Source organism: Cohnella kolymensis (assembly GCF_000829465.1).
Taxonomy (GTDB): Bacteria; Bacillota; Bacilli; order Paenibacillales; family Paenibacillaceae; genus Cohnella; species Cohnella kolymensis.
The window spans coordinates 101334-114044 of the sequence record NZ_JXAL01000034.1 but is presented as its reverse complement, the minus strand read 5'-3'; the positions used below and the strand labels follow the sequence as shown (position 1 = coordinate 114044).

General features: G+C 50.2%; 15 protein-coding genes. 1 reads left to right on the top strand and 14 read right to left on the bottom strand.

Going from position 1 to position 12711, the window contains the following annotated elements:
• Positions 1-27 precede the first annotated feature (27 nt).
• The 11 genes from SD71_RS21320 to SD71_RS21270 form a co-directional block, all read right to left on the bottom strand.
• Positions 28-921 (bottom strand): diacylglycerol/lipid kinase family protein, encoded by an 894-nt coding sequence (locus SD71_RS21320; RefSeq protein ID WP_041067865.1) that lies wholly within the window; start codon positions 919-921, stop codon positions 28-30.
• 47 nt (positions 922-968) lie between these two features.
• Positions 969-2399, bottom strand: coding sequence for a UDP-N-acetylmuramoyl-L-alanyl-D-glutamate--2,6-diaminopimelate ligase (locus SD71_RS21315; protein WP_041068083.1), 1431 nt, complete (start codon positions 2397-2399; stop codon positions 969-971).
• 144 nt (positions 2400-2543) lie between these two features.
• Positions 2544-3077 carry a DUF2179 domain-containing protein gene (locus tag SD71_RS21310; RefSeq protein ID WP_041067863.1) on the bottom strand — a complete coding sequence of 178 codons (534 nt, stop codon included), beginning with the start codon at positions 3075-3077 and terminating at the stop codon, positions 2544-2546.
• Between the two features lie 22 nt (positions 3078-3099).
• Positions 3100-3885, bottom strand: a complete 786-nt coding sequence (gene ehuA / locus SD71_RS21305; protein ID WP_082034400.1) for an ectoine/hydroxyectoine ABC transporter ATP-binding protein EhuA — start codon at positions 3883-3885, stop codon at positions 3100-3102.
• Between the two features lie 4 nt (positions 3886-3889).
• Positions 3890-4552, bottom strand: coding sequence for an ectoine/hydroxyectoine ABC transporter permease subunit EhuD (gene ehuD / locus SD71_RS21300; RefSeq protein WP_041067859.1), 663 nt, complete (start codon positions 4550-4552; stop codon positions 3890-3892).
• A 2-nt stretch (positions 4553-4554) separates the two neighbouring features.
• Positions 4555-5208: an ectoine/hydroxyectoine ABC transporter permease subunit EhuC gene (gene ehuC, locus SD71_RS21295; RefSeq protein ID WP_041068079.1), complete on the bottom strand. Its 654-nt coding sequence runs from the start codon at positions 5206-5208 to the stop codon at positions 4555-4557.
• A gap of 1 nt (position 5209) precedes the next feature.
• On the bottom strand, positions 5210-6079 hold the full coding sequence (gene ehuB / locus SD71_RS21290; RefSeq protein WP_052476522.1) for an ectoine/hydroxyectoine ABC transporter substrate-binding protein EhuB: 870 nt from the start codon (positions 6077-6079) through the stop codon (positions 5210-5212).
• 212 nt (positions 6080-6291) lie between these two features.
• Positions 6292-6753 (bottom strand): divergent PAP2 family protein, encoded by a 462-nt coding sequence (locus tag SD71_RS21285; RefSeq protein WP_041068077.1) that lies wholly within the window; start codon positions 6751-6753, stop codon positions 6292-6294.
• Positions 6754-6860: 107 nt separating this feature from the next.
• Entirely contained in the window at positions 6861-7829 is a 969-nt protein-coding gene (locus SD71_RS21280; RefSeq protein ID WP_041067855.1) for an ABC transporter permease, read from the bottom strand.
• A gap of 100 nt (positions 7830-7929) precedes the next feature.
• Positions 7930-8421, bottom strand: a complete 492-nt coding sequence (locus tag SD71_RS25280) for a DoxX family protein (RefSeq protein ID WP_082034399.1) — start codon at positions 8419-8421, stop codon at positions 7930-7932.
• Between the two features lie 43 nt (positions 8422-8464).
• Positions 8465-8917 carry a hypothetical protein gene (locus tag SD71_RS21270; RefSeq protein WP_041067853.1) on the bottom strand — a complete coding sequence of 151 codons (453 nt, stop codon included), beginning with the start codon at positions 8915-8917 and terminating at the stop codon, positions 8465-8467.
• Between the two features lie 109 nt (positions 8918-9026).
• On the opposite strand from SD71_RS21270, the gene SD71_RS21265 reads away from it, so the two are divergent.
• A complete protein-coding gene (locus SD71_RS21265) occupies positions 9027-9314 on the top strand; it encodes a hypothetical protein (protein ID WP_041067851.1) in 288 nt (95 codons plus the stop codon).
• On the opposite strand, the gene SD71_RS21260 is transcribed toward SD71_RS21265, so the two are convergent.
• The 3 genes from SD71_RS21260 to SD71_RS21250 are packed head-to-tail and all read right to left on the bottom strand — an operon-like array spanning position 9305 to position 12688.
• A complete protein-coding gene (locus tag SD71_RS21260) occupies positions 9305-10153 on the bottom strand; it encodes a 3-hydroxyacyl-CoA dehydrogenase family protein (protein ID WP_041067849.1) in 849 nt (282 codons plus the stop codon). The two genes, SD71_RS21265 and SD71_RS21260, sit on opposite strands and share 10 nt — an antisense overlap.
• A gap of 24 nt (positions 10154-10177) precedes the next feature.
• Entirely contained in the window at positions 10178-11359 is a 1182-nt protein-coding gene (locus tag SD71_RS21255) for an acetyl-CoA C-acetyltransferase (RefSeq protein WP_041067847.1), read from the bottom strand.
• Between the two features lie 36 nt (positions 11360-11395).
• Positions 11396-12688 carry a dihydrolipoamide acetyltransferase family protein gene (locus SD71_RS21250; protein ID WP_041067845.1) on the bottom strand — a complete coding sequence of 431 codons (1293 nt, stop codon included), beginning with the start codon at positions 12686-12688 and terminating at the stop codon, positions 11396-11398.
• Positions 12689-12711: the final 23 nt, after the last annotated feature.

Below are 12711 nucleotides of genomic sequence, written 5' to 3'. Positions count from 1 at the left end.
ATATCATTCCCATAATGAAGCTCGATTTCAGTCATCTTGGAAATCACCGAGAATCACAGAGAGATGCTGCCTCATATTTTCAAGGTAAACAGGCGTTCGCCCGCTAATTTCACCGTCACAATCTATCCGCTGGTCCGGTGTTGCTAGAACGGTAAGCTTATCTGCTCTGAAGTAGCTGATATTGTCGCTTTCCGGAATGTCGCTCGTCATTTTCGACTGTATGGCCTGCCAGGCCAGCTCAATAGACGTTTCCTTAATGATGAGCACATCGAATAAACCGTCCTGTAAGTCGGTCTTGGGGAAAAAGGTTTTTACCCCGCCCGTGTAGGCCCCATTACTGACGATTAATAAACATGCTTTCCCGTTATATTCAAATCTCTCACTTTCAACCTTTAATAAGAAGGGTTCGAATCCCGGTATGGTCTGCGCTGCAGAAAGGTAATAGGAGAGTTTACCAAGCTTGTCCTTTAAATTCGAATCTATATTTGTGGAAACTTGTGCGATTAGACCGATACCCCAAAAATTCAGGAAATACTTGTCTCCGTATTTGCCGATATCCACTTGTCTGATTCGATGACTCATAATTTGTTCTGCTGCCGCTAAGGGATCCTGAGCCATTCCGATCGCTCTTGAGAAATCATTGCACGTTCCGCCCGGCACAACAGCGAATAACGGCCGATTCTCCAATGGAGCGAGCGCGTTAATCAGTTCATGGATCGTGCCGTCTCCTCCTGCGCCGACAATAAGCTGGACTTCAGAAGCGATCTTTTTAACGAATCCTGCACCGTCCCCGGCTTCCTTTGTCTCATAGATCGTGACATCGTCGTACTGATCTCTCAATTTATGTGCAATACGATCGATATTCTCCGGCAACTGCGCATTGCCTGCAGCTGGATTTAGAATGATGGCGGCTTTCTGCATGTTCGACTCCCCTCTCTATAGTAGGAATTAAACATTATGGAGCAATGTTAAAAAGACAGGTATTCGATGGTGTGCTGGTCGGTGCGGCACGGCAGCGCAAAGGGCTTCTCGTAAGGCTCTCTGCCTTTTCCCGTAATGGCGACATAGTCACCTTGGCTTACCCTGTTCCATGCATATTGGATGGCTTTGGTCCGATCTTCGATTACCACAGCAAGGTGCCTGCCGAGCTGTTTGGCCAGTTCCTGAAGCTCCGCTGTCATGCTCTCAGCTGGGACTCCCTGTAAATTGTCTAATGTTAAAATGATGAGATCGGACCAGGCAGCCGATATTTCCAGCATTAGCCGGCGTTTAGAGGGGTCTCCTCTGCCTCGAAAACCGAAAATGTGTATGATCCGCTTGGGTTTATGCAGATGCAGCGTTCGCAGAAACTGCTGAAATCCATCCGGTGTATGAGCATAATCCACAACGAATTTCGCGCCACGCGGATGCGGATAAACTTCAAATCGGCCGGGAACGCCGGGGAATCCGCGAAGCGCCTCTTGTATTACGGCCGGCTCGATACCCATTCGCCGCGCTGTGAGCCAGGCCGCTGCAGCATTCCAAGCGTTATACATGCCGGGAAGCGGCATTTTTATTTCATATCGGGTATCTCCATCCTGCACCTCAAATTGCAGATCGGCCTCTTGAAGTACACGGAGAATTTGCAGGTGATCTCTGTCCGTTTGTCCGAAAGTTCTCACATTCCTGTTCTGGCCTTGCAGCTTCTCAATCAGCCGATTCCCCCATTGGCATCTGCTGCTGATTATCGCTTCGCCGGGCTGCTTGATCTGATCGAATAATCGGGCCTTCGTCTGAAAATACCGGTCCATCGTCTTGTGATAATCCAGATGATCATGAGTAAGGTTTGTGAACAATGCATAGTCATAATCGATCGAACCGACTCTGTCCTGGTCGATTCCGTGTGATGAAACTTCCATGATTACCGCCTGGTCACGGCTCTCATTCAACCACTGCTGCAGCTGCAGCGCATCCGGAGTCGTCTGCGATGATGGCATCTCGATGCCGTTGATTCGGTTAGATACCGTGCCGATTAATGAACATGTCAACCCTGCCTGCTCGGCAATATGCTGCAGTATATGTGCCGTCGTCGTTTTCCCGTTCGTACCGGTAATCCCGATCATGGTGTGGCGTGTGGAAGGATGGTCGTATAACTGGCCGGCTATTTGCGCTAATGCCGCACGGGCGTTAGGCACACGGTAATAAGGCACCGGCAGATCCGTCAGATTCCTCTCTCCTGCTACGCACGCAGCACCCGCTTTGATCGCTTCTCGTATATAATCATGGCCGTCCGCCTCCATACCGGGAACGGCCACGAACAAATCTCCTTTTTTGATTTTGCGTGAATCGAATTGAACGCCGGAAAGCTGGAGCCGCGCGCCGTCCAGCATGATCGATTTTGTAGACGAATTTGGATCCATCACGAACTCCCTCAGCGTTTGCGTTGTATATGCCAACCTGGACTGATCCTTCGGCTGTTTTATTATGGGCAAAGGGTGTGAAACTACTCGGAAAGCAAAATATGAGCCTCTCCCGTGAGGGATTGGCTCATATTTATCGATCGTTTAACCGCGTCTCATTCCATCGGTGAGCTTGATCCAGAAACCGCCCTTGAAATTTTTGGGCTCATGGGAGATCACGAACGCCTGCGGTGATAAAGTTTTCAAAGTTTCCATCAGACGTTTCTCATTTTTCCTCTTCACGAGCACCTGAAGCACCAGCCGCTTGCCGTCTTTGCCGTCGGCGGGCCAAGAGGTTACGCCGTAGCCTCTTTTTCTCAAGTCATCGGCTAGCTGCAGTTGCAAGTAGTCGACAATGACTTGAACAACAAGATATCCAAGCGCCAAATATTCCTCAATCCAGCTGCCGAGGTACACGCCCATTCCAAAGCCGAGACAATAAGCCGCCATGTTGTAAGGATTGTTCACATTTTGCAGCACGAGGGTCAGCCCCATCAAGTAAACGAACACCTCAAGCATGGCCAGGACGGACGCGAGTCCTTTCTTGCCTTTGATCATCAGGATTAATCTCAAGGTAAAGATCGACACATAGACCACGTTGATGCTAATGATCGCAACGATTACGGATAGTGAAATCATAGTCCCGCTCGGGACTCCCCCCTCAATCGCGCAAAGCATAACCGGCTCGGAATCGCTTCAGGAACGATTGCAGCCGCTCGCTTTGCGGATTATCGAATATCTGTTCCGGTGTTCCCTGTTCAACGATTCGACCGTCTGCTCCAAAAATGACACGATCCGCAATTTCTTTGGCGAAATCCATTTCGTGCGTAATGAGCATCATCGCCATCTCGCCTTCTTCGGCAATTTCGCGGATCACCTCAAGCACTTCACCGACGAGCTCCGGATCCAGTGCTGACGTCACTTCATCGAACACCATCACTTTAGGTCTCATGACAAGCGCCCGGGCGATGGCGACACGCTGCTTCTGACCGCCTGACAGCTGTGCCGGATACATTTTCAATTTGTCTTCCAATCCCACTTTCCTCAGCATCGAAACCGCGCTTTCCGCCGCTTCCTCTTTGGACATACCCAATACTTTTCGCGGGGCCTCGGTAACGTTGCGAAGCACATTCATATGGGGAAAAAGATTAAAGTGTTGAAACACCATTCCTACGCTCCCTCGCATGCGATGGAGGTGTTTTTCGTTTGCCCGAATCAGTCGTTCTTTATCACGGATATGCCAGAGAAGCTCCCCGTCTAGCTCGATCGTTCCTGAAGTAGGCACCTCAAGCGTCATGAGCATGCGGCCCAAGGTTGTTTTACCAGAACCGCTCGGACCGATGACGGCCAGCTTCTCACCCGGAGCGATATCCAGATCGATTCCCTTAATGACTTCCAGATCTCCGTATGACTTTGTGATGTTAGAGTATCTTACAATCGACTGCATCTTATCACAATCCTCTTGGTAGATTCATTCGTTTTTCCAGCCTTTGTACCAGCAGGGAAGCCGGATAGCTGATCGCTAAAAATAAAATGCCGACAAGCGTATAAGGTTCAAACACCCGATAGGTATCCGACACGAGATTTTTCGCCGTCAGCAGCAGTTCCACTAACGTAATCGCCGACAGGATCGGCGTTTCCTTGAACATGACAATCAAGTAATTGCCCATCACGGGAATGATCGGCGGCAGCGCTTGAGGAAGCACAATGTTCCTCCATGTTCTCCATTTGGAGAAATTCAGAGCGGTAGCCGCCTCCCATTGTCCTTTGGGCACTGCTTCGATACCTGAGCGGTAGACTTCGGAAAGATAAGTGCTGTAGTGCAGCCCAAGTCCGATGATTCCCGCGGCAAAAGCGGAAATCTTGATATCCGCGAGCACAGGGAGACTGTAGTACAAGAAAAATACCTGAACCAGCAGAGGGGTGTTGCGTATAAATCCGATGACCGCCTTGGCCGCCAGCCGCAGGAACATATAGCGTGACCGAACCGCCGCAGCAAGCAGCAGCCCGCCGACACAAGCAACGGCAAAGCCGCAGAGCGTAGCCGATACAGTCATTTTCAAAGCACGAACAAGCTCCGGTAAAATTTCAAACACGTATTGCCAATCCCACATCGTTACACCCTCCCTGCCGTCAATTTCCGTTCCAACATGCGGATTCCGAAGGAAACAAGAACGGATATGACAAGATAACTGAGGAGGAGCAGCAGTAATATTTCAGGCGTCCATGAGATGTAGTTGTTTCTCAGTACCATCGCCTGATAAGTTAAATCGGCCATCGTAATGAAGTACACCAAGGACGTTGATTTGATCAACTCGATCATCAAATTGCCGAACGGGGGCAGCATTCTCATCCCTGCCTGGGGCAGAATAACACGGACAAGTCTCTGAGTCGGGGTCATATTCAATGCGAGCGCCGCCTCCCATTGCCCTTTCGATACGGCGAGGACGGAGCTTCTGACGATTTCGGAACCGTAAGCGCCGAAATTAAGTCCCACCGCGAGAACGGCCGCCGTCATCATCGGCATCTGAATGCCGACGAACGGCAGCGCGAAATATAACCAGAACAGTTGTACCAACAAAGAAGTGCCTCTGAAAATCTCAACATAAATGCCGCTGATCGTACGGACCGGCCAAAGTTTCGACAGCTTGCATAGTCCTGCAGCGAAGGACATGAAGACCGCCACTATTCCAGCAAATACGGCTACCTTGATCGTGACTTCCGCCCCCTGGAGCAATGTGGGCAGAAAATCAATCCATGAATTCGGCATGTTATTTACACAGTTCATCTGCAGTCACGTTGCCTGGCAGTTCCTGCTCCGTAAAGCCGAATTGCTGCAAAATCTTCAGAAGCTCGCCGGATTCTTTCATCTTTTTCAATTCGGCATTGTACGCTTGCTGAAATTCCGTATCGGCTTGACGGAAGGCGGTAGCGCCGTAGCCTTTCACGCTTTTGCCGTCTATCATAGGCTGTTCGAAGTCCTCAACACGCTCCAGATTGCCGTCGCTCGCTGAATCAAGCATCGCTTGCAACGCCGGTCCTGTCATGGTGATTGCCATCACACGGCCCGCTTGCAGCGCGCTTATAGCGGATGCCTGATCCGGCACCTGTACGATCCGGTCTTCAGGCACGCCCGATTTTTCGAGATAATCGATCTCTACCGCTCCGGTCATTACGGCCACTTTGGCCTCACTGTTGTCCGCAATGTCCTTGTAGCTGTTCAACTGCCCGGGGTTGCCCTTCGCTACCGCGATCGCTTCACCGATACTGTACTCCGGATCGGCGAACAGTACAGCCCGGCAGCGGTCCGGTTGTATGAACATCCCTGCCGTAACGAGGTCGAACCGGCTGGACTGCAAACCCGCGACCAATGACCCGAATTCGGTCATCTCCCCTTTCATCTCGTTAATACCAAGCCGCTTCAATACGACGCGGGCGATCTCAACGGCTTCACCCGTTAACTTGCCGTCGGCTGTTTTATACGCATAAGGGTTCTCATTCGCGAACCCGACAGTAATAGATCCTCGCTCTCTGGCCTCTGCCAGAGTTCCGCCACCCTCTTTGCCGGCGGCATTCGTGCTGCTTCCGGCTTGTCCGCAAGCGGCGATGGTCAGAATGAAAAACAGTGATGTCAAACTCATTAAAGCTTTACGCAAAACCAATCATCCTTTTCTGTTTTAGTTTTAGTTACAGTGCGTATCGTTGCGGTCGTGCTACATAGAACCATAATTAACCTTTAGTTAACGGGATTAAACGACCAAAATGTGGAAGACACTTTTATTGAATCGAAAAAAGCCCTCTCGCAATAGCGATGAGGACTTCGTTAGATTTTATTTTTTAACGACCGCGCACGTCAGTAAAACAGCAAATAAAGCAGGATGCTGACGACGATGCCGAACAAAGCTCCAACGAATACTTCAATAGGTCTGTGCCCGAGTAATTCATTCAGCGCTTTGTGAGTGTAGCCTTCGTATCCCTCTTGCTGGCTGGCGATTTCGGCTAAAACGATCCGATTGATCAATGACGCGTGTATCCCTGCATGTCTACGGATGCCTGCCGCGTCGAACATCGTGATTGCACTGAGCACCACAGCAATCGCAAATGCGGATGACGACAGACCTTCGGTGATCCCCACAGCTGCGGTCAAGGAGGACACGGCCGCGGAATGCGAACTCGGCATTCCCCCTGTGCTCACGGCGCGTCTCAGGTTCCAGGTACGCTTTGTAATGAAAAAGACAGGTATTTTGACAAGTTGGGCTAAAAGGATCGAAATCAAAGCGGCGATTAACGGAAAGTTATAAAAAATGTCAAGCATGGCATTCAATGGCTCCACCTCTTTCGATGCAACACTCCTAAAGAAAGCGGGATTCTTAAGGTATTGTTAACCATTATGAATGCCTTACTCACATGTTGAACGCAAATTTATGCGGACTTCGTTCGTGTTCCGGACAACCGTACTCGCGGATCGGCCAGCAAATAAAACATATCCGCAATCCAATTTGCTGCGACAACGACTGCGCTGACGATCATCAGGATCGCGATCAACGTCGGGAGATCACGAGTTTGGGCTGATTTGACCATTAGCCAGCCGATGCCCTGCCAATTAAACACCTTTTCAATAACGACAGATCCGCTCATGATAGCGGGCAAATCCAGAGAGAGCATTGTAATGATCGGAATGTACGCGTTTCTTAAGGCATGACGATAAATCACCTGTCTTTCCGGTACTCCTTTAGCGCGTGCGGTCTGCAGGTAATCTGAGGGAAGGATATCCAGCATGCTGTTTCGTATAAATTTCAAATAATACGCGAGCATGCTGATTGTCAATGTGGCAACAGGAAGCACCATATGTACAAGCAAATCCCCAAGCTGCCCTACCCGATCCGGTCTGTGCATACTGCTAGGCGGCAGCCAAAAAAGCTCCATCGCGAAAACTTGCTTCATCGCAATGCCGAGATAGAATAGCGGTATCGAAAAACCGATCAGTCCCAGGATCAGCGCTGTCGTGTCGGATAGCCCATACGGGCGTCTGCTGTTGTACACAGCCCAAGGAAAAGCGATGAGCAGCGCTAGAGTCCAGGCGGTCACCATTAGAGTCAGGCTGCGTTTCACATACGTCCAAATGTATTGATCGATTGGGGTGAAATTATAGTTCAAGCCCAAATATCCATCGGTGAGGCCTTTTAACCAACGTATGTACTGTAGGTATATCGGCAGATCCAGCCCGTGAAGATGCTTTTGTTCTTCAATAAATTGACGCTGCTCTAAAGTCATGCCGATCGACGCCCACGGATTTCCCGGCATCAAGTGCATCAAAGTAAAGCAGACTAGCGAGACCACGAAAAGCACGATAACGGTATGAATGCTTCGCCTGACAATGTAAAGCCACATGAGACGACCCCCTGCACAAGACAGCTCTATATTTTTTTGAGCTCTATATTTTTATGAGCATATTCGACGATTTTCCATGAATATCCTTTATTTTCCACGCTTAGTTGCCCCAAAATACAAAAACGGTGCAGCAACTGGCTGGCACCGTTTGTTGTAATACAATTTGTTTATTAGTCTGACGCGTGCGGGCTCGTGTTTTTCTAACGCTCGCACCGCTGCGGCCGATCATCGTGTCGACTGCGTATAATGTGCTTCCGTTGATGGCCAGGTGCAAAGCTGATGCCAACAATGCGAGGTCCAAAGCATAGCCGCCGACCAAACCCATACTGAGCTTAACCGCAAAGATGGCGACAATCATTTCTATCGCGAACAGGCTGCCGAAAATGCGAGTGCCTAATCCTACGATTAGTGCGATTCCGCCGACTGTCTCGAGCAAAGCGATAACCGTTGCCATGAAAGCCGGAAGCCCATTGCTTTCGAAAAAAGCACCTGTGCCGCTCAGGTTCTGAAATTTCTGTATGCCGTTCATGAGATAAATCACACCGATTGCAACACGGATGATCAAACCGCCGATTTGCGCTTTATCGTTCACGCGAGAATTCCTCCCAATTTCACTACGTTATGTAGTGTAGTTTTTAGTTATCGTCTTGAACGCTCCAAGTTGGAGAGGTAATCATCCAGCCTATAGGAGCACCGCCAACGCTATGGGTTAATGTACGACCGTCAATAACTGCTGCAGTTGAATTTGGGGCTATCTTCCCTACAGAAGGAACGTTCCAATAGATATTGCTTGAGTTCACATCCTTGTCTTTAAAACTAAACATGACAGGCGAATTAAATTGTGAGAGTTTAATATCTGCTTCCAGAACTTGAAAACTAACATCGTTGGTAAAAGCACCTGCCGGTATATCAATCTTGATCCCGCTGTGGCTGATCTGGGCTGCTTCCCCGGCTTTGATCTTCTTTTCTGCCACCACTTTGGTGAATCCAAACTGGGACATATCAGCGGCAGATGCAACAGCAGCGAATAAAGACATGGACATAATGACTGACATAATAATTAATGCTGTTAACCGTTTTTTCTTCACTTTGATCTCCTCCTTCATTTTGACGCAATCATAAAAGATAACGGCGAGGCGAGTGATACGGTTTGACGCATTTTAATTTTTTATCTCTCAGAAGGAGATTCGAGACCAGTTGCCAAGATTTAATCAGATTGTAGCGGCTTATAGAGCGAATGCTCTGCTTTTTACAGATTTAAGCCGACCAGAGCGGCTTAAATGGCGGAAGAAACGTGAATTCCGAGAAATAACCCCGTCGCAGCGGCTTAAATGGCAGATGGAGCCTGATTTACTGGAATTAAGCCGTTCGCAGCGGCTTAAATGGCGGCTGGAGCCCGATTTACGAGAATTAAGCCGTTCGCAGCGGTTTAAACGCAAAAACACCTCCATTCAGGAGGTGTCTGCGCAAAGCAATCAGTTATAGCTGTAAAAACCTTGTCCGGATTTACGGCCCAGCCGCCCGGCTTTTACGTATTTACGCAGCAGCGGACACGGGCGATATTTCGAATCTTTAAACCCTTCGTATAGGATCTCCATAATGGAAAGACACGTATCCAGCCCGATGAAATCCGCAAGCTCCAGGGGTCCCATCGGATGGTTCATGCCGAGCTTCATTACCTTGTCCACCGATTCGATCGATGCGACACCTTCGTAAACGGTATACACAGCTTCATTGATCATCGGCATCAAGATTCTATTGGAGACAAAACCGGGAAAGTCGTTGACCTCCACCGGTGTTTTCCCCATTTTCTCGGCTAGCCGGAACACGGTTTCGCATACTTCCTGGGATGTTTCCAATCCCCGTATCACTTCAACGAGAGGCATGACCGGCACCGGATTCATGAAATGCATTCCTATGACCTGCGCCGGCCGTTTCGTCACCGCGGCAATTTCCGTAATCGGAAGTGAGGAAGTATTCGACGCCAAAATAGTATGCGATTGACAGATGGATTCCAGATTCCGGAAAAGCGATGCTTTCAGTTCCATGTTCTCGGATATCGCTTCAATGACCAGATCGGCTCGCTCCACTTGTTGCAAGCTGTCCGAGACGATGATCCGGTCAAGAATTTCCAACTTCGCTTCCTCCGAAAGCTTACTTTCCACATTCCGGGTCAATTGCTTAGCTATGCCGGACAGGCTTTTCTCCACGCTCTCTGAGTAAACATCGTAGAGCAGTACATCTATCCCGGCCGCAGCCGCCACTTGCGCGATCCCGCTGCCCATTTGTCCTGCGCCTGCGACCATTATGGTGCGAATGCTCATCTGATCGACCTTCTTTCCTGCTCCTTAAGCCTCGACACGCAGCAAAACGGCATCCCCCTGGGCAGCGCCGCTGCAAATCGCTGCGATGCCTAAACCTCCGCCGATTCTCTGAAGCTCATGGATAAGTGTTAGTATAATGCGGGTACCGCTGGCACCAATGGGGTGCCCTAACGCTATAGCTCCCCCGTTCACATTGACCTTCTCCGGATCCCATCCGACGATTTGGCCGCTTGTAAGTGTTACCGCCGCGAAAGCCTCGTTGATTTCGAATCTCTCAATCTGATCCAATGAGACGGAAGTTTGCCGAAGAAGCTTCTGGATCGCCAGTGCAGGCGTCGTCGCGATATACCTAGCATTTTGGCCTACCGATGCATGGCCGAGAATAGTGGCCAGAGGCTTCACTCTTCTGGCTAGCGCTCTCTCTTTGGACATCAGGATCAAAGCGGCAGCTCCGTCATTGACACCGGGTGCGTTACCTGCTGTGATGCTGCCGTCATTGAGAAACAAGGCCGGCAATGCGGATAATTTCTCAATACTGGCATCCGTCCGCGGCGCTTCGTCTTGAGAGACGGTCGACGTCCCCCGCTTGCTCACGATGGACACGGGAACGATTTCTTCAGCAAAATAGTCTTTATTAATGGCATTAATCGCCCGCTCATGGCTCCTCAAAGCCCATTCGTCTTGAGCGCTGCGGCTGATCCCGAACTCGGCGGCAACCTCGCTTCCTTGCACGATCATGTGCACTTTGTCGAAGGTACATTCCAGCCCGTCATGCAGCATCAAATCGACGAGGCCTTGATGTCCCATTCTCGCGCCCCACCTGACGCCTTCTGCAATATACGGAGCATTGCTCATGCTTTCCATGCCGCCGGCCGCAATGACGTCAGCATCTCCGGTGCGAATGATTTGATCGGCGAGCGTCACGCTTCGCATGCCCGATGCGCACACTTTGTTGATCGTTTCCGTGGTTACGTTCCAGTCCAAGCCGGCATGCCTCGCCGCCTGTCGGGAAGGGATCTGCCCGGCACCGCCCTGCAGAACCATCCCCATGAGCACTTCCTCGATGTCCGCAGCATCAAGTGATGAACGCTCAATCGCAGCTCGAATCGCGGTTCCGCCAAGTTCGACGGCAGAAACTTCTTTTAACGAACCGCCGAACTTACCGAACGGCGTACGCGCGCCGCCGACAATCACGGTCTCCCTCATCGTACCTGCCCCCTCTCTCACTCCTCAATTACCGAATCAATAAATGACCGTATTTTCGTCGTATTTCTCCAAGTACTGCTTCACGCGCTGAATAAACAGACCGCAGATTTTGCCATCCAGTATGCGGTGGTCTAGCGACAGGCAAAGATTCGCCATGGATCGGATTGCGATTGAATCATGGTTGACGACAACAGGCTTGCGGACAATCGACTCCAACGTAATGATAGCCGCTTGCGGGTAGTTGATGATCGGAACAGAAAGCACAGAACCGAATGATCCCGTGTTATTAAAAGTAAACGTGCCGCCTTGCATATCGGAGAGCGTCAGTTTGCCGTTTCTTGCTTTTGCTATCAACTCTTCCATCTCGATCGCCAAGCCTGCGATGGTTTTACGGTCTGCATTGCGAATAACGGGAGTAACAACGGATTCTTCCGAACCTACAGCTATAGAAACATGAATGTCCTTCTTCACTATGATATTGTCCTCAGCCCAAGTAGAGTTGAGCATCGGGTACTCTTTAATGGCATTAACAACCGCCTTCAATACGAAAGGAGTAACCGTAAGCCGCACGCCTTCTTTGGCGGCAAAGCTCTCTTTCACTTTTTCCCGTAACGCTACGAGACCGCTGACGTCAGCCTCAATCATCAGCCAGGCATGGGGAATTTCCGAGACACTCTGGAGCATGCGCTGCGCAATCATTTTTCGGATGGGAGATACCGGAACAATTTGATCTTCTGCAGTGAACATGCTGGCGGCAGGCTCTTTGCGTTCTTCAGTGCGCGAGTCACTTGCGTTCTCCGGGACAACTCTATTTGCGGGCGCAGCTTTCTCTTCGGGCTTAGATTCCGGACTCGCAGCAGGCTTAGAATCCAGATTGTTCATGATATAGGCCAGAACATCCTTGCGACTGATCCTCCCGCCAAGAGAAGTGCCTTGCACTTTGCGCAAATCAATCCTATTCTCTTCTGCGAGACTGAGAACAGCAGGTGAATACCTCGTTCTTTGATCAGCCTCATCTTTGTCTTTCTTCTGAGTTGCAGCCTTAGCCGGTTCTACCGGAGTCTCATTAGCTGAATCCGATCCCCGGATCAAGCAGATGGCGGCTCCGACGTCGGCGATGTCCCCTTCTTGCACCAAAATGCGGGTAAGCGTGCCTTCCATCGGCGACGGCATTTCCACATTCACTTTGTCTGTGATCAGCTCGCACAAAACCTCGTACTCTTGCACATAGTCTCCCGGCTGCTTCAACCATCTGCCGACAGTGGCTGACACGAGGCTTTCAGCCAAATGCGGTAAAGTTACCTCGGTACCGTGCTCCTCGTTCTCCATGCTCTCCATCCTCCTGAGCTCTA